The following is a 17,633-nucleotide window of genomic DNA, read 5'->3' on the forward strand; positions in this document are numbered from 1 at the left end:
TAATTGCCCTACGTTTGTGGCAATTCCCCTTGCACGCAACTAACAGGTACCAACGAAATCATCTGTCAGGCTTAACTGACATGTATGACGCAACATTGGACCCATTCTTCAATTAGCCGCGAACTTTATCGCGCAGCGCCTGCTTTTCCTGCTCGCTGAGGAACGCCATTTTCAGGCCATTTTCTTGAGCGGTGCGGATCTCCGCCTCTGTCAGCCCGGCCTGTGGTGCCGCGACCAGGTATTCATGCTCAATTTCGATGCCCTGAACCGCCGGGTCGTCGGTGTTGATCGACGCCATTACGCCGTGGCGCAAGAATTTCGCCAGCGGATGCTGCGACAGTGACGGCACAGTGCTGGTCTGAATGTTAGAGGTCAGGCAGGACTCGATACCAATACCCTGTTCCGCCAGGAAATCCATCAATGCCGGATCTTCAACGGCTTTCACACCGTGGCCGATGCGTTCGGCACCCAGTTCGCGGATCGCCTGCCAGATGCTTTCCGGACCAGCGGCTTCACCGGCGTGCACGGTGATGCGCAGACCTGCATCACGGGCACGGTTGAAATGATTGAGGAACAGGCTGCCAGGGAAACCGAGTTCGTCACCGGCCAGATCCAGCGCGGTAATACCATCACGGTGTGCCAGCAGGCCTTCCAGCTCTTGCAAACAGGCGGCCTCGCCGAAGGTACGGCTCATGATGCCGATCAGGCGCACATCAATGCCCAAATCGCGAGAACCGGAACGAATGCCATCAATCACCGCTTCTACCACCCCAGCCACCGGTAACTGGTGTTTCATCGCCATGTAATACGGCGAGAAACGCAGTTCGGCATAGTGCAGACCGGCGTTGGCAGCATCTTCAACATTTTCGTAAGCGACACGACGACAGGCATCTAAATCGCCCAACACCGCCACACCCCAGTCCAGCTTTTGCAAAAAGCTGACCAGATCCGGTTCGGCATGGGTAATTTGCACGTGTGGACGCAGGGCTGCCAATTCGTCGGCCGGCAGGGCAAGGTTAAACTGACGGCCCAGATCGAGGATGGTTTGCGCACGGATGTTGCCGTCGAGGTGACGGTGGATGTCGGTCAGCGGAAGGCGGGAGTCAATCATGATGTGCACTCGTTATTTTGTTGTAGGTAAAGTGCAGATCAGTATAAAAACAAAATGATGAAAATTGCCATGTCGTTGCATAAAAAAGTGACATAAATCACAAATAATGCGGAATTTGCCGCATTATTTGACGTTGTTTAGGCCTTAATGACAGTCACTCCGGCTTGTTCCAACGGGGTAATCAGTGTGGCATCGGTCGAGCGTTCGACAATAATGCTTTGCGCCAGGGTGATATCACCAATCGCATATTGTGAGGCGGCATTCAGCTTGGCGGCAGAGGCCAACACCACGGTTTCGGCCGCTCGCGCCGCCAGCGCGCGTTTAATATAGGCCTCTTCAAGATCGCCGGTGCTCAGGCCGGCGGTGGGGTGTACGCCGGTCACACCCATAAAGTAAATATCGGCACGAATGTGCGACATCGCCTCAACCGCCGCCGCGCCTACGCTGACGATCGAATGTTTGTACAACCGCCCACCAATCAGGATCACTTCCACTTTGGGGTGATCAACCAGACCGACCGCGACGCTGGGGCTGTGGGTGACAATGGTGGCCTCAAGCGTGGGCGGCAGGTGTTTCACCAATTCAGCGGAGGTGGTTCCACCATCGAGGATCACCACCTGTCCGGGGGCGATCATTGCCGCGGCGGCTTTGGCGATCGCCCGCTTGGCGGCGGATTCCTGGCCGTTTCTTTCGGCAAAGGCAGCAATGGCAGGGGAGACCGGCAGCGCCCCGCCGTGTACGCGTTGCAGCAAACCTTCACTGTCCAGTTCGCGTAGATCGCGTCGCAGTGTGTCTTCAGATAACCCAAACATTTCACTGAGTTGTTTGGCCAGAACCTGTCCGTCTTGGGCCAGTTTTTCCAGAATGATCTTTTTACGTTGGCTGGTAAGCATGGCGTTTCCCCGTTAAATTTACTCTGCACGAAATATCTTGATCATACACGAAATTGCACGATAGTATCAATTTCCTTTCCTGCCTGTGGAGTTAACCAACATGACTGCTACCCAAGATCGGGTTCGTATTGTTGAAACCCGAGTGCTGTCCGATGACTGGTATCTGCTGAAAAAGACCACCTTTGATTTTTTACGACGTGATGGTGTATGGCAACGACAGAGCCGTGAAACCTACGATCGCGGTGACGGTGCGACTATTTTGTTGTTTAACCGGCAGGCGCAAACCGTGGTGTTGACGCGCCAGTTCCGTTTCCCGGTGTTCGTCAATGGCCATGATGGCATGCTGATCGAGGCCGCTGCTGGTCTGTTGGACAATGCATCGCCGGAAGAACGCATTCGTGCCGAAGCAGAAGAGGAAACCGGCTATTTCGTGCAAAATGTGCAAAAAGTATTCGAGGCTTACATGAGTCCCGGTTCGGTCACCGAGAAATTACATTTCTTTGTTGGTGAATACCACGCAGACAGCCGGGTCGGTGATGGTGGTGGAGTGGAAGCCGAAGGCGAGGATCTTGAAGTGCTGGAACTGCCGTTAACGGAAGCGTTGCAGGCAATTCGGCAGGGGGTAATCGTTGATGCTAAAACCATTATGCTATTGCAGTTTGTTGCTCTGAATCACACGCTGGACAAAATATGATGAAAGCTCAACTGATTTTGATTGCCGGTCCTTATCGTAGCGGCACGGATGGTGAACCCCAACGTATTGCCGCTAATTTGCAACGATTGGAGCAGGCCGCGCTTGAGGTGTATCAGCGTGGTCATGTGCCAGTGATTGGCGAGTGGTTGGCACTGCCCTTGGCAGCAGCGGCAGGTTCTACGCAGCATGGCGATGCTATTTGCGAAGAATACCTTTATCCGGTTGCCCACCGTCTGATTGCTCAGTGTCAGGCGGTTTATCGTATTGAAGGGGCGTCGGCAGGGGCTGACAATGACGTGCGGTTGGCCAATGAGCGTGGTCTTGCGGTGTATCACCGGCTGGCGGATATCCCCCAACTCTTGGCCTAAGCTTGCACTGGGTTCCGAGTGATATGTCTCCCTCTCCTAAAGGAGAGGGAGTTAACCGTGCGGGTATATCAAGCCTGTGCCAGCACAAACGTCAGTCCGCTAATCAGCTTGTCCATCCCGGCTTCAACCTTACTGCGCGGACAGCCGACGTTTAAGCGTAGGAAACCACGGCCTTCTTCACCGTAGGTGAAACCGGGCATGATGGCGACTTTCTCGCGCTCAATCAGCACCTGTTGTAACTGACGATCGTCAATACCTAACGGCCGCAGATCGATCCAGGCCAGATAGGTCGCCTGCGGTGGTTGCCAGCCCAGTACAGGGAATGCCTGATTCAATCGCTCTGCAACGTAGGTAAGATTGGCCTGCAGGTAATCGCGTAATGCATCCAGCCAGGGTTCTCCGTGGCGATATGCGGCAATATGCGCTGCTACAGCTAACACGGCGGGTGACGATAACCCATCGCGGGCCTTCAACTGTTGAGTGTAGGCATCACGAGCAGTGTCCTCGCTGATAAAACCGTAGGCGCCGGTCAGAGCCGGAATATTGAAGGTCTTGGAACCCGATGTCAGCAATGCCCAGGGAGTGGTTGCGATCTGGCTCCACGGGGTATGACGCTGTTTTCCCCATACCATATCCATATGGATTTCATCGCTGATCACACGCACATCGTGGCGCTCACAGAGCTCCGCCATGTGTTGCAGTTCCTCTACGCGCCACACTTTGCCGGTCGGGTTATGTGGGCTGCACAGCAACAAAATTTTGGTTTGAGGCCGTGCCAACAAGGCTTCCAGGTGCGCCATATCACACTGCCAATCATTGCCGTTTTTATGCAGGGGACAGGCCAGCAGTTGACGCTGATTCCCGAGGATTACCTTATAAAAAGCGTCATAAGCGGGGGTATGAGTGACCACGTATTCACCCGGTGCCGACCACTGGCGAATCAATTGTGCCACCATGTAAATCACCGATGGCCCATAGACCGCCATGTTGGTATCGATGGGGGTATTAAACCGCTGCTGATACCAGTGACGGACTGCACCAAGGAAATCTTCATGCTGCCAGCGACTGTAGCCGAGTACGCCATGCTGCAGGCGCTGTTGCAGCGCCTCAATAATGCAGGGGGCGGTGGCAAAATCCATATCGGAGATAGTGAACGGCAGCAGGTCATCGCTGCCAAAACGGTCGGCGATGTAATCCCATTGCGTGCACCAAGTGCCGTGCCGGTCGACCGGGGTAGAGAAATCAAACATGTGATGCTCCCTGCAAGGGTGCAGCAGGTTGTGCTGCAGCTATCAGTGAGTCTAATTCATCTTTCACCGATTGCACCTGCGGGCCGATCACCACCTGCAGATTGTGTTCATTGAGGTGTACCACGCCAATGGCGCGATGGGCTTTTAGCGCGGCGTCATCCACTTTGGTCATATCGTCGACCGACAGACGCAAACGGGTGATGCAGTTATCCAGTGAAATAATATTCTCACTCCCACCCAGTGCCGCCAGAATAGCGGGCACGTTGTAGCCTGACTTGCCGACTGAGCCCACAGGTGCGCTTTGGCTACCAGCCGTTTCGCTCTCGCGGCCCGGTGTCTTGATATTAAAGCGCTGAATGGAGAAGCGGAAAATGGCGTAATAGGCAGCGAACCAGATGGCGGCGACAAGGGGGACCAAATACCACTTTGTGGCGGTGCCGTGCAGGATGCCGAAGACGACAAAGTCGATAATATTGCCGTCGGTATTGCCGATGGTTACTCCCAGCAGTGCCATTACGGTAAAGCCCAGTCCGGTTAGAATGGCGTGAATGAGGTACAGGAAAGGTGCGACAAACAAGAACAAGAACTCGATCGGTTCGGTTGTACCGCCGACCACGCAGGCTACCACGCCGGAAATCAGCAGGCCTTTAATTTTATGGCGGTTTTCCGGTTTGGCACAGTGGTACATCGCCAATGCCGCACCTGGCAGCCCACCGAGAAAGGCTGGCATCTTGCCCTGTGACAGGAAGCGGGTCGCACTTTCGGCAAAGCCGGTCGTGGTCGGGCAGGAAAGCTGTGCCTGGAAGATAGTCAGTGCACCGCTAACGGTATGACCGCAGACATCCAGTGTGCCGCCCGCTTCGGTAAAGCGGATCAGCGCCACCAGAATGTGATGCAACCCAAACGGCAACAACAGTCGCTCGCCAGTGCCGAAAATCATCGGCCCAAAAGCACCAGCACCATTAATCACCCAGCCCAGACCGTTGATACCTGCGGCAAACCACGGCCAGATCAGCGGAATAACCAGCCCACACAGGCCCAGCACGACGGTCGTGACGATAGGTACAAAGCGGGTGCCACCGAAGAACGCCAGTGCATCCGGTAAGCGAATGGTATTGAAACGCTCATGCAGCAGATAAACGATAATCCCGACGATCACCGCACCCAGAATCCCGGTATCAATAGATTGAATACCGAGGATATTCTGGATGTTGTTGGCTTTCAGCACTAGCGGATCGGTCGTAGGTAAAATGCCGGTGGTAGTCAGGTAAAAGTTGGTCGCCAGGTTCAATACGGCGAACCCGACAAAACCGGAGAAGGCGGCAACCCCCTTGTTTTCACGCGCCATGCCCAACGGAATGGCAATGGCGAACATCACAGGCAGGAAGCTGAAGGCAAAGGAGCCGATCTTGCTCATCCAGGTGAACAGTAACTGAAAGGCAGGATGACCAATAAACGGCAGTAGGGTGATGACATCGCGGCTACTCAGCGAACTGCCGATCCCCAGCATGATGCCGCAGAACGACAGCAAGGCGACGGGCAGCATGAATGTCTTGCCCAGACTTTGGAAAAACTCCCAAAGCGTTATTTTTTGTTTTTTAGATGCTGGCATAACCGGCTGCTCCTGGCGAAAAAGCGTGCAAAAGTAATGTGTACCCTGTTAGGTAAAAATAAGATAAAACGTTTTACCTAGCAAAAATGCGCCGCTAATCACAATTCCAGCGTACGCTTTGCGGTGACAATGGTGATGTCAGTAAAACGTTTTACTGGCCAAACAGATTCGGTATACCATTTGTTTCAAGAGACATATTCCGTTGTCTTTCACGGCCTTGCTAAGCCGTGTAAGACGATGGGGACAAAATGCCCAGGATCGGGCTCGCAGAGGTTATGACCATCAAAAAAATCACCATCACCGATGTCGCCCAGCAAGCCGGTGTCTCTGTTACCACGGTTTCGTTGGTGCTCAGTGGCAAAGGGCGTATCTCATCTACCACCGTGGCACGGGTGAATCAGGCGATTGAACGCTTGGGCTATGTGCGTAACCGCCAGGCTGCGACACTGCGCGGCGGAGAGTCGGGCGTGATTGGACTGATTCTGCGTGATATATGCGAGCCCTTTTACGCAGAAATGACGGCGGGCTTGAGCGAGGTACTTGAGGCGCATGGCAAAGTGCTGTTTCTTACTCAAAGTGGCCGTGACGGTAAGGGGTTGATGCGGTGTTTTGATACTCTGCTAGAGCACGGGGTGGACGGCATTGTGCTGGCGGGGGGCGTCCGTCTGGCCGAAGGGCTGAAGGAAAAAGCGGCAGAACAGGGGGTGCCTTTGGTCTGTGCAGCACGCTCCAATGGGCTCGAAGGGGTTGACGTAGTGCGGCCCGACAACATGCAAGCGGCCAAAATGGCGACTGAATTCTTGATCAAACGTGGGCACAGCCAAATCGCTTATCTGGGCGGTGAAAGCAGTTCTCTGACCCGTGCCGAACGACTCGGAGGGTTTTGTTCCACGCTGGTACAGTATGGCCTGCCTTTCCGCTCCGATTGGATTATTGAGTGTGACTGCCATCAGCGTGCGGCGGCTGAAGCGGCTGAACGTTTGCTGCGGCAACACCCGAATATTAGCGCTCTGGTTTGCCATAAGGCATCGGTCGCGTTGGGCGCCTACTTTGGTATCGTGCGCAGTGGGCGCAGTATTGGTTCGGAAGGGGTAGACACCTACTACGGTCAGCAGGTGGCGTTGATTGGTTTTGGCGACGTGCCCGAAGCCGAACTGACCGAGCCGCCGTTGACATTGGTTTCCAGTTCGGCACGGGAAGTTGGCCGCAGTGCCGCTTCACGCCTGCTACAGCGGATTACGGATGCCGAACTGCCGCCGCAAAACGTCATCCTGCCACCGATGCTGATCAAACGCGGCTCGGCCTGATCTCAATCCTGCTCATCGTTGGCCTGTTGCAGCAGCCAACTGACAAACATTTTCATCGCTGGCGTCATATCGCGTGATTTCAGGTGGGTGAGCCAATACCCACCCAGATTCGCTTCGGCGGCGAAGGGGCGTTGCAAGACGCCTTCCCGGAGTTCTCGGGTAAACATACGTGCCGGGGCTAACGCTACACCGCTGCTGTGAATTGCGCCTTCCACCATCAGCCGAGACGAATCGAACACCGGGCCGTTAATACGCCACGGTGTGATCCCTGCTGCGGTGAACCAGCATTCCCATTCGTCTTTGCGGTAACTACGCATCAGCCGCTCATTTTGCAGGTCTTGCGGTGTGTGCAGGCGTTCAGCGACATCGGGTGGGCATAACACCGTCAGTGGTGCATCAAACAGTTTAACGTTATGGGTTGCCGGCCATCGGCCCTCACCAAAGCGGATAGCAAAATCCATCCCGTCAGCCGACAGATTGACCAGGTTGTTATTGGTCAGCACCCGCAAATCGATAAACGGGTGTGCTTCTCTGAAGGCTGCCAGGCGGGGCATTAGCCAACCGACGGCAAAGGTACCGACCACGGCGACTGTCAGCACCTCATGGAAATGCCCACCTTCAAACTGTTGCAACACTGATTCAATGCGGTCAAAAGCATCCGTCAATATTGGCAGCAGTGCCTGTCCTTCCTCGGTCAGATCCAGCCCACGCGGCAGGCGGCGGAACAGCTGAATACCCAACTGTTGTTCGAGTGTGCGTACCTGCTGACTGACAGCGGCTTGGGTCACACTCAGTTCCAACCCAGCGCGCGTAAAGTTCAGATGACGAGCGGAAGATTCAAACGCTCGCAGGGCATTCAGGGGAAGTCGGTTGCGCATAATGTTAGCCATAAGTTTTTCTTTATGCTGGCTGAAATTATTATCGCTTGTCAACTCAAGGCTAAACCACGATATTTTGCGCAGCTGTTGCGGTAATCACGCAGTCAGAAAAGGAATCACATCACCATCCAAGGATATTCGCGTGTTGAATGACAACAAAATCTTTTGTCATCGGCCGATACCCTGCAACCCATGAGCTTTTACATGATGAAAATAAATCGCCTGGCAGCCGCGCTGCTCGCCACATTGATCCTGCCTGCTGGCCATGCTGCCGATAAAGCAGACATTGACGCCATCGTTCAACCATTGATGCAGAAGTACGGTGTGCCGGGCATGGCAATCGCCGTGTCGGTGGGGGGAAAACAGCAGTTCTATCACTACGGCGTTGCGTCCAAACAGACAGGTAAACCGATCACCAACCAAACGCTGTTTGAGATTGGGTCATTGAGCAAGACTTTCACTGCCACACTGGCCGCGTATGCGCAAAATGAGGGCAAACTGTCGTTCTCTGAGCCAGCCAGTCGTTATCTGCCTGAACTGCGCGGTAGCGCATTTGACCATGTCAGCTTGCTGAACCTGGCGACGCACACTTCCGGATTGCCATTGTTTGTGCCCGATGAGGTAACCAACAACACACAACTGATGGCTTATTATAAAAACTGGCAACCGCAGCACCCGGCAGGTAGCACGCGCGTATATTCGAACCTGGGTATTGGCATGCTGGGGATGATCACGGCGAAAAGCCTCAACCAGCCGTTTGCTCAAGCGATGGAAAAGACTTTGCTGCCGGCCTTGGGCATGACGCATACCTATATCCATGTACCTACCGCTCAAATGGCCAATTATGCACAGGGCTACGACAAGCAAGATAAACCGGTGCGTGTCAATCCAGGTCCGTTGGACGCTGAATCCTACGGTATCAAGTCCAACGCCCGCGATCTGATCCGTTACCTGGACGCCAACCTGCAACAGATTAAAGTGACAGAAAAATGGCGTAGCGCACTTGCAGCGACTCATGTCGGTTACTACAAGGCAGGGGTTTTCACCCAAGATTTGATGTGGGAAAATTATGCTTACCCGGTCGATTTAGCTCGCCTGACCGAAGGCAACAACGCGGGGATGATCATGAACGGCACCCCAGCAACGGCTATCACGCCACCACAACAGGAACAGGCCGCCAGTTGGTATAACAAAACCGGCTCGACAGGCGGCTTCTCAACCTACGCTGTATTCATCCCATCGCAAAAAATCGCTGTGGTGATGCTGGCTAACAAATGGTTCCCGAATGATGATCGGGTTGCGGCGACCTACCGCATTGTTCAGCTACTAGATAAGCCGTGATCACCACAGGGGCGCCGTGGCGCCCCTGTTTTTATATTAACTCCAGCCTTGTTTACCGTTACGCAAATAAGGTAAAACGGAGGTTAATGCCAATATGGCTAATACCATCCCAATCCACAATGCTGAACGCAAACCATAACCTGATGCGATCGCCATACCGCCAAAATAGGAGCCACCACCTAAACCAATATTAATGACCGAGGTATGCACGGCATTAACCATTGGTCCCGGATGAGCTACGCTGACAATTCTCGCCATCATGGCAGGATTCATTGGTACGCCGGATAACCCAATCAGAATTACTGCGATAATAGCGATTGCTTGATATTCCGCGAATAACGCCATGCCCAATAAAGACAGACTCAGAATCGTTAATCCTACGACCATAATCGCCAGGCTGTGACGATATGCCAGTCGGCCCGTTATCATATTGCCCACGATATTGGCTAATCCATAAAGCATTAAAATAAAGGGCACGGCTTGCATACTAAAATTGCTTACATCGACCAATACAGGGACAAAGTAACTGAATGCCGCAAAGCTAGCACCCAGAATTAAACAGCTTGTTGTGCAGGCTTTCCAATAGGCTTTATTTTTAAATGCGTTGAGTTCCTCTGCCATTTTTAGCGTTCCACCTGCGGCCAAAGAAGGTAACAGGCGAGCCAGGGCGAGCAGGCAGATGAAAACCAGAACGGCAACCAGACCAAAGCTTATACGCCAGCCCCAGTGTTGATCAATGATGGTTGCAAGCGGGACGCCGAAAACGTTGGATACCATAAAACCAGCGATGACAACCGAAGCGGCGCGAGGGCGATGTTCGATAGGCACTAACGCCATGCTTGTTGCAAGCGAGAGACTCAAACATCCAGCACACAAAACGCCCGTCACAATTCGGATCGCAACTAAAAGGGAGTAATCCGAGATAAAGGCGCTCGAACCTTGCACGACGACATACAGAGATAATAGCCACAATAATGTGGTTCGATAGGGGGCTTTAAACTTGAGGAAAAAATAGGTTAATACAGGACCACCCAACATGACACCAAAGGCATAATAAGAGATCAAATGACCGACTTCACCTACGGTGATCCCAAAGGCTTCGGATAAGGTAGACATCATGCCTGCCACCATTAATTCGGCCGTGCCAAGTGAAAAAATAGACAGCCCCAAAACATACACTGCTAACGGCATAGTGTTAATATTCTCCTGGTATTTGAATGATCGTTACAAAAATAATTAATAAAATGGGTGGTTTTTTTATTTTTGTTTTATAAGTTGATTAACAGGCCAGCGACGACATCTTCGAGGGTATTTCTATCCGAAATGTTTTTATTCAACACACGTAAACCGTAATAACCGGCCATAAAGCCTCTGGCCATTTCAATTGCCGATGCGCGGGTACCGAGCTCTCCGTTCTGTTGGCCTTCGATAAACACGGCGACCAGTGTTTGTTCCAGGCGTTGCCGATATTCTTGATTCAGACTGGCGACCGCTTCATCTTTACTGCCTCGTTCCAGCGCGGAGAACAAGACCATGGCATCATGTTGTTCGGGCTGTGAGAGATCTTCGGCAATACCCCATAGCAGAAGAGTGCGTAATCGTTCTTTGACTAACCCCGGTTGTGTGAGAATCGCTAGTTGTGCTGACATAGTGTGCTCATGACTGCGCAACAACGCCTGCTCATACAGAGCTTGTTTGCTACCAAAGGCATTATATAAGCTTCCTCTCCCCAATCCGGTCCCATTGCATAAATCTTGCGCAGAAGTGCCAGCATAGCCATTGGCGCTAAAGACGGCCACGGCGGCATCAATGACATCCTCATCTTCGAACTGTCTTGGACGGCCTGGATAGATAGGTTTTTCAGCACTCATGGAGGATCGGGGGGCTTGAAATGAGTTGAGGCCGTATAGTATTGATTGTGGAACGATCAGTCAAATAATTTTCCATCTTATTCATCATGTTACATGAAGGTTGTTTTTATTGTTATTTATCAATGTGTTGATTGTTTTTCATTATCTTTAGGCCTTGGGGTTGTGCTGCTGAGCCCGCTTCTCACGCATAAAATCAATAAACACCCGTAGCTTGAGCGGCATGTGTCGATTGGCGGGAAAGTAGATGAAAAAGCCGGGGAAGTCACTGCTGTAATCCGCCAGAATTTCCACCAACTGCCCATTGTTGAGCTCGTGCTGTACGGTACTGGCAAAGCGTTGGGTGATGCCCAGGCCGGCGAGCACGGCGTCTTTAATCAGCCTGTCTTCGTTAAATATCAGGCTGCCACTGGCTTCCAGTGTGAGTTGCCCGCCGTCCTGCCTGAAATACCAGGGCTCAAATTTTCCGCTGCCGGGGAAACGGTAGCGCAGGCAGTTATGTTCGCTCAGGGCCTGCGGTGTCTGAGGAGTGCCGTGCTGTGCCAGATAGCCCGGTGTGGCGATGATCACACGCCGTTGGTTATTGTCGATAGGCACCGCAACCATGTCTTTTTGCACCATGGCACGCATACGGATACCGGCATCGAAATTGTCCAGTACCAAGTCAGAAAAGTGGTCGTCAGTAAACAGCTCGAGCTGTACCTCAGGGTAACGCGTCAGAAACTCCGCCAGATAGGGCATCACTAATAATGAAGCGGCTAACTGCGGCAAAGTAATGCGCAACAAACCAGAAGGGCGGCCGTGCAGGCTGCGGACGTCATCAGCAGCCACGTCTATTTGTCCCATTGCCGGGGCCACTCGCTGGTAAAACAGGCGTCCTTCATCGCTCAGCCGAACCGACCGGCTGGTACGATTAAATAACCGGACACCTAAACGTGTTTCCAGAGCCTGAATGTTTTGCGATACAGCAGGTGGGGTGACCCCAAGGTGATTGGCCGCCTGGGTAAAGCTGCCTAACCGGGCCACGGCTTCAAAAAATGGCAGTAACTGCAACAGTGAGCTCATCTATTGGTAATCTCTGCTTAATGATTCGTTAAGTAACCCGGTATTTAATTTTATAATAATCACATTAGACTGATTTTATTACCCCTCAGAGAGCAATAAAACATGTCGACAGTGAATCCGTCATTAGCAGAAAGAGTTCAGGCGGTCAGCCTGCGGGCGATTGAAGAAGAGCGTATCGTCGGCAGTGTGGTGTTGGTGGCGCAATATGGCACAGTCATTTACGCTGAAGCCAACGGGTACGCTGACCGTGAACAACAGCGACCTATGCGGCGTAAGACACAATTCCTGCTGTCGTCTGTGTCCAAGCCCTACATCACCTTGGCGGCGATGCGCATGATCGAACAGCAAAAACTGAGTTTGGATGATGCGGTCAGCCGCTGGTTACCTTGGTTCACGCCAATACTGCCCGACGGCCGTTGCCCAGAGATTAAAATCCGCCATTTACTGAGCCACACATCCGGGTTGAGTTACCGCTTTAATCAGCCAACAGATGGGGCATATCAGCGCTTGGGCATTCAAGACGGTATGGCGCTGTCGTCATTGACGCTGGAGCAGAACTTGCGCTTGTTGGCGCAGGCGGACTTGTTGGCCGAACCTGGTCGCGAGTTTAATTACTCACTGTCTATCGACGTATTGGGGGCAGTGCTGGAGCAGGTGGTGGGTAAGCCATTGCCACAGTTATTCAATGACTGGGTTGCACACCCGTTGGGATTGGAGAATACCGGTTTTTACACCACCGATGCCGACAATCTGGCAACGGCTTATTACGATACGGCTGCCCGTCCAGAGCCGATTCGTGATGATATGCGCTTGGCATTGCCGGAAGGTTTTGGCTTCGATATTGAATTATCGCCCTCACGAGCGCGTGATCCTCAGGCCTATGCCTCCGGTGGAGCCGGTATGGTCGGTGATGCTGACGACGTGTTGCGGCTGGTGGAAACATTGCGCAACGGCCGCGAAGGTATTTTACAACCGGCCACAGCAGAACTGATGCGCCAACCTCATGTTGGGGCAGAGGCCGAAATTCAGGGCCCGGGTTGGGGTTTTGGTTTCGGTGGCGCGGTGTTAGTGGACGCGCAGTTGGCGGCGACACCACAGCATAATGGTACTTTGCAATGGGGCGGCGTGTATGGTCACAGTTGGTTTTATGATCCGCAGACGGCATTCAGTGTGGTGGCGTTGACCAACACGGCATTTGAGGGAATGAGTGGGCTCTATCCGCAGCAGATCCGCGATGCGGTGTACGGGATTTAGCGATAAAAAAAGGGCCCGCCAAGCGGGCCCCAACTTATGCGAACAGAGAGTTATTGGGCTGGAGCAGGCACTGCGTCCTGCGCCGGGGCACCGTCATCAGCTGGAGCACCCAGCAGACCGAACGTGCCGATGAACTCCTGCAGTGACATCTTGTTGCCGTTCAGATCAACCTGATTGTCGGCGTAATGGAAGCTGCTGCCGATCACGCCGTCTTTCAATGTGGTCAGTTTGAACATCTGTCCCATTGCTGCCAAGCCTTGCACCTGCTGCTGCGCCAGTTTCTGAGATTCTTCGGCACTGTAGCCCTGCAGTAACGCAGTTTGTGAGGTGGTTTCAGTTGCCATCGCGACAGGAATGCTCAGGTTCGCATCCAGTTTTTTCACTGAACGCGCAATCAGTTGGTCTGGCGACTCTGCCGGAGAGCCTGCTTGTGCAGGGTCGGTCAGGTCCAGGTTCAGGGTAAAGGTACTTTCACCCTTGCTGTTTTTCCAGCTCAACGGTGCGACGCTAATGGTCGGGTTGCCTTTCAACAACAGCGGCAGGTTTTGCAGCAGGATATCGGTGGTTTGTTGCTGATAGGCGACAGGATCCATCGTTTGTGCCTGTTGCAGCATTACCATCGCTTGTTGGTTGTAACGGTCGGCGAACTCTTTCAGTGATTTTGCATCCAGTTTGTCGATTTTCAACGTCAACTTACCGGAGCCGAAGTCACTGTTTTGGATCTTCAACGCGTCCATGGTGTAATCGATCTGGCCGTTCAGATTACTGTCTTTTTCACCGAATTGACTTGCTAATTTAAAGCCGTCCAGCGTCAGGGTTTCTTTACCGTCAACGGCAACCTTGACCTGTTTCACGGCCATATTCTGGTTACCCAGGCTGAGATCGAACTGACCCGCGTGGGTATTGCTCTTCAGCGTAGCGCCCTGCAACTGGACTTGTTCGATTTGACCAAACTGGTTCGGGCCACTGATCACGGCGCTGTCGCTGCTGGCGTCCAGGGTGATGGCTTTCATATCGCGTGATACATCGGCATTGATGGTCGCACCGCTGAACTTCAGTGCTGACTTGTCTTTTTGATATTCCAGCGGGATCACGTCAATAGCAGACGAGGTATCGCCTGAGTAAGAAATGCGTGATTCAGCGGTGAACAACGATTTGCCCTTGGTGATCTCAAACAGGCCTTTGGTTGCTGGGGTGTTTTCCAGTTCGGTATGTACCGATGCCATGCTTGGCAGCAGGTTGAATTTCTTTAACTGGGCCAACGGGAAGGGACCATGGTCGATGGTTTCCATGAACGCGACTTCGTCACCGGCTTTCAGGGGAGCATCGTCAGTCGTAACGCTGCCGTCAGCGCGCAGGACATAGCGAATTTTGCTGCTGAAGATACCACGTTGGTAATTTTCATAACCCAGTTTGACACCGGCTTTTGGCAGATAGGCTTTGAGTTGGCTGTTGGCGTTATCAACCACTTCACCCATCCGTTGTTCGATCAGTTTGCCGGTGTACCAGGAAGCCCCGGTCCATGCTGCGCCAAGAACCACAATGACGCTAACAGCGACTAACGATTTTTTCATAGTTCTGTTCATCCTTATTAAGCCATCTGTCTTAAGCAGATGGATGGGCAAGTTTGGGCCAATAAAAAAACGCCCGCAGGCGTTTAATTGTGAAGGTAAGCCACTCTTTCAGCAACCAATTTGCGGAAATTTACCGAGCGTTTACGACAACAGGTTATAAACACGGGCGATTCGGCCCGAACCACTGACGCTAACCGGCGATTCAAACGCGCCGATAAAGCAGGATTCACCCGGTTTCAGTACCAATTGCTGGTTTTGTTTAGTTAGCACGGCTTCGCCGTCAACGCAGAACAAGATAGCTGCGCTATTTTGTTTCAGCGCCTGTGGATTGGCGGAAAGATCGTGTAATGAGAACGCGAAATCGTCAACCGGGATAGGGAAGAATAGCTCATCGCCGCGTTTTTGTGGCTCAGTCAGCAGGCCGGCAGCGGGTTGCGGGCGGAACTGTAGATTAGCCAGTAATTCTGGGATATCAATGAACTTTGGTGTCAGACCGGCACGCAGTACGTTGTCCGAGTTGGCCATTACTTCCAGTGCAACGCCTTTCAGATAGGCGTGTGGGGTTTCGGCATACAGGAACATGGCTTCACCTGGCTTGAGCTGAACCACGTTCAGCAGCAATGGTGAGAACAAGCCGCTGTCTTCCGGGTAGAAACCTGCGATAAAGCGCACGGTATCCCAAGGTTCACCCTGTTGGTTGTTCAACGCGGCTTTCAGTACGCCGAGTGCCAGCGCTTTTTGCTCGCCGCTCATCGCCAACAGGCTGGCAAACAGCGCTGACAAGTGGGTGACGTCAGGTTGTTGCAAGAACGCCGCAATATCGTGATGTGCACCGGCAAGTGGCTGCAACAGGGAAACAATATCGGACAATTCACGGAAGCCGTTCATCGCCAGGAATGGTGTCAGGGCAAACACCAGTTCAGGCTTGTGATTGGGATCTTTATAATTGCGCTCGGCCGCATCCAAAGGAATGCCCGCTGCGTTTTCTTTAGCAAAACCCATTTCAGCTGCGGACTTGCTTGGATGCACTTGAATCGACAGCGGCTGATCGGCGCACAGCACTTTAAACAGGAACGGCAACTCGCCAAAACGGCGGGCGACGTCGGTGCCCAACTGCTTGGACTGATCTTCATCAATGACATCGCGCAGTGAGCGCAAATTGCCGTCGGTACCTGCTACGCGTGAGCTGCTCTTCGGATGAGCGCCCATCCACAGCTCGGCCATCGGTAACCCTTGTGGGTTGGCGATACCATACAGCTGCGTTAATGCGTCGTGACTGCCCCACGCATAGTTTTGCACTGCGTTGATCATTTTTTGCATCTTGATAAACATCCTTTACGTTCGCCGCCGGGTGACGGTAAGTAGCTGACTGATTTATCCCCTTTGGTTTTCACGCTGCCATTTGAAAGCCAGAAGGGATAAAAGGCTAAAACAAACAAATTAGGTGAGCCCCATCCTACACCCGAACGACAGCGCGAAAGTGGTGTGTGATCAAACATGTGGCTCATCTGTGCCGCTGCCCCGCGGCGAGCAAAGTATAACGTGAGAGCACCAACAGTCACAATTCCCATATCCCTTGGCAAAGACTGCGGTGGCACAACAGAGCGCGGGGGAGGCGGAAAAAAAAGTGTGTTGCTACGGCACAGTTTAAATCTGATATGCATACCAAAATAAATATTATGGGCGCAGTGTTTTCCTCCAATATATTTCAATCTGTGTTTTTTGACGTGAATTATTACCGGGTGAATATATCTTTCATCTTAATTATTTCGATTTCATCTGCAATCACACAAATGGCTTAAATTGCCTAACAGCGTCGCTATACAGTGCACACCAATAAACCGACTCTTTGATAATTACTTACGCTGAGGCGCTAATGAAAAAACTTTTACTGGCTCTGGCTCTGTGCACTTCGGGTGCTAATGCGGCTGTTGTTGTTACCCATGCTTATGGTTATGGCGTTGCCAGGCCCGTGGTGGTCGCGCCCAGACCGGTGATCGTGGCACCACGTCCGGTGGTCGTTGTACCGCGGCCGGTGGTTGTGACACCAGCACCTGTGGTGGTGACTGCCGCGCCGGTGGCAACAACCACGGTCGCTCATCCAGTCGCTGCGGTGGCCGGTGCTGTCGGTGTGGGAGTTTATCGTCATAATGAGCGTCAGGATGCCTACGATGAAATCAACCATCTGCAAGACCAAAGAATTAACGCCTATAATCAACACCACCATTAATACTGTAATAAGACCTAAATATTAAGAGCGCCAGATGGCGCTTTTTTATTATTCAGTGGTGTCAGGTCCAAAAAAGAGGCGGGAATAGGCTGTCAGAAAATAATGCCCGCACACTGTCTATGACAATGGGGGAAAAATGCTGTGAGGCAACTCTCTTAATGCGAATAGTTATTATGTCACTATACTGG

Annotated in this window: 16 protein-coding genes; 6 read left to right on the top strand and 10 right to left on the bottom strand. The window is 52.6% G+C overall.

Annotated elements, in window-relative coordinates; translation table 11 throughout:
- Nucleotides 1-112: 112 nt before the first annotated feature.
- The gene (add, locus tag SGR01S_RS00005) at nt 113-1,111 is read right to left on the bottom strand and encodes an adenosine deaminase (RefSeq protein ID WP_061806117.1); all 999 of its coding nucleotides are present in this window, start codon (nt 1,109-1,111) and stop codon (nt 113-115) included.
- A 137-nt stretch (nt 1,112-1,248) separates the two neighbouring features.
- Nucleotides 1,249-2,004 (bottom strand): DeoR/GlpR family DNA-binding transcription regulator, encoded by a 756-nt coding sequence (locus SGR01S_RS00010; protein ID WP_061806118.1) that lies wholly within the window; start codon nt 2,002-2,004, stop codon nt 1,249-1,251.
- Between the two features lie 100 nt (nt 2,005-2,104).
- Here SGR01S_RS00010 and SGR01S_RS00015 point away from each other — a divergent pair, with 100 nt between their 5' ends.
- Together SGR01S_RS00015 and SGR01S_RS00020 are read left to right on the top strand one after the other, a co-directional pair.
- Nucleotides 2,105-2,698, top strand: a complete 594-nt coding sequence (locus SGR01S_RS00015; protein ID WP_061806119.1) for an NUDIX hydrolase — start codon at nt 2,105-2,107, stop codon at nt 2,696-2,698.
- A complete protein-coding gene (locus SGR01S_RS00020) occupies nt 2,698-3,066 on the top strand; it encodes a hypothetical protein (protein ID WP_037415882.1) in 369 nt (122 codons plus the stop codon). Before SGR01S_RS00015 ends, SGR01S_RS00020 begins: the two co-directional genes overlap by 1 nt.
- Nucleotides 3,067-3,134: 68 nt before the next feature.
- Here the strand turns inward: SGR01S_RS00020 and SGR01S_RS00025 are convergent, their stop codons facing one another.
- Together SGR01S_RS00025 and malX are read right to left on the bottom strand one after the other, a co-directional pair.
- The gene (locus SGR01S_RS00025) at nt 3,135-4,316 is read right to left on the bottom strand and encodes a MalY/PatB family protein (RefSeq protein ID WP_061806120.1); all 1,182 of its coding nucleotides are present in this window, start codon (nt 4,314-4,316) and stop codon (nt 3,135-3,137) included.
- Nucleotides 4,309-5,928: a maltose/glucose-specific PTS transporter subunit IIBC gene (malX, locus tag SGR01S_RS00030; RefSeq protein WP_037414827.1), complete on the bottom strand. Its 1,620-nt coding sequence runs from the start codon at nt 5,926-5,928 to the stop codon at nt 4,309-4,311. Before malX ends, SGR01S_RS00025 begins: the two co-directional genes overlap by 8 nt.
- A gap of 275 nt (nt 5,929-6,203) precedes the next feature.
- On the opposite strand from malX, the gene SGR01S_RS00035 reads away from it, so the two are divergent.
- Nucleotides 6,204-7,235, top strand: a complete 1,032-nt coding sequence (locus SGR01S_RS00035; protein ID WP_061806121.1) for a Mal regulon transcriptional regulator MalI — start codon at nt 6,204-6,206, stop codon at nt 7,233-7,235.
- Between the two features lie 2 nt (nt 7,236-7,237).
- Here the strand turns inward: SGR01S_RS00035 and SGR01S_RS00040 are convergent, their stop codons facing one another.
- On the bottom strand, nt 7,238-8,125 hold the full coding sequence (locus SGR01S_RS00040) for a LysR family transcriptional regulator (protein WP_200875962.1): 888 nt from the start codon (nt 8,123-8,125) through the stop codon (nt 7,238-7,240).
- Between the two features lie 192 nt (nt 8,126-8,317).
- Here SGR01S_RS00040 and ampC point away from each other — a divergent pair, with 192 nt between their 5' ends.
- Nucleotides 8,318-9,454 carry a class C beta-lactamase gene (ampC, locus tag SGR01S_RS00045; RefSeq protein WP_037414833.1) on the top strand — a complete coding sequence of 379 codons (1,137 nt, stop codon included), beginning with the start codon at nt 8,318-8,320 and terminating at the stop codon, nt 9,452-9,454.
- A gap of 36 nt (nt 9,455-9,490) precedes the next feature.
- Here ampC and SGR01S_RS00050 read toward each other — a convergent pair whose 3' ends face one another.
- From SGR01S_RS00050 to SGR01S_RS00060, 3 genes are all read right to left on the bottom strand, one after another.
- Nucleotides 9,491-10,645: an MFS transporter gene (locus SGR01S_RS00050; RefSeq protein ID WP_061806122.1), complete on the bottom strand. Its 1,155-nt coding sequence runs from the start codon at nt 10,643-10,645 to the stop codon at nt 9,491-9,493.
- Nucleotides 10,646-10,722: 77 nt separating this feature from the next.
- Nucleotides 10,723-11,325, bottom strand: a complete 603-nt coding sequence (locus SGR01S_RS00055; protein WP_037414838.1) for a TetR/AcrR family transcriptional regulator — start codon at nt 11,323-11,325, stop codon at nt 10,723-10,725.
- A 147-nt stretch (nt 11,326-11,472) separates the two neighbouring features.
- Complete coding sequence (locus SGR01S_RS00060) at nt 11,473-12,387, bottom strand: LysR family transcriptional regulator (protein WP_037414841.1); 915 nt, start codon at nt 12,385-12,387, stop codon at nt 11,473-11,475.
- 102 nt (nt 12,388-12,489) lie between these two features.
- Here SGR01S_RS00060 and SGR01S_RS00065 point away from each other — a divergent pair, with 102 nt between their 5' ends.
- Nucleotides 12,490-13,641: a serine hydrolase domain-containing protein gene (locus SGR01S_RS00065; protein ID WP_061806123.1), complete on the top strand. Its 1,152-nt coding sequence runs from the start codon at nt 12,490-12,492 to the stop codon at nt 13,639-13,641.
- Nucleotides 13,642-13,691: 50 nt separating this feature from the next.
- On the opposite strand, the gene SGR01S_RS00070 is transcribed toward SGR01S_RS00065, so the two are convergent.
- Together SGR01S_RS00070 and manA are read right to left on the bottom strand one after the other, a co-directional pair.
- Nucleotides 13,692-15,215, bottom strand: a complete 1,524-nt coding sequence (locus SGR01S_RS00070; protein WP_061806124.1) for a YdgA family protein — start codon at nt 15,213-15,215, stop codon at nt 13,692-13,694.
- Between the two features lie 141 nt (nt 15,216-15,356).
- Nucleotides 15,357-16,535: a mannose-6-phosphate isomerase gene (manA, locus tag SGR01S_RS00075; protein ID WP_061806125.1), complete on the bottom strand. Its 1,179-nt coding sequence runs from the start codon at nt 16,533-16,535 to the stop codon at nt 15,357-15,359.
- 556 nt (nt 16,536-17,091) lie between these two features.
- On the opposite strand from manA, the gene SGR01S_RS00080 reads away from it, so the two are divergent.
- The gene (locus tag SGR01S_RS00080; RefSeq protein ID WP_061806126.1) at nt 17,092-17,445 is read left to right on the top strand and encodes a hypothetical protein; all 354 of its coding nucleotides are present in this window, start codon (nt 17,092-17,094) and stop codon (nt 17,443-17,445) included.
- The last annotated feature ends 188 nt before the right edge of the window (nt 17,446-17,633 follow it).

The sequence above is a fragment of the Serratia grimesii NBRC 13537 genome, assembly GCF_001590905.1.
GTDB classification, from domain to species: Bacteria; Pseudomonadota; Gammaproteobacteria; order Enterobacterales; family Enterobacteriaceae; genus Serratia; species Serratia grimesii.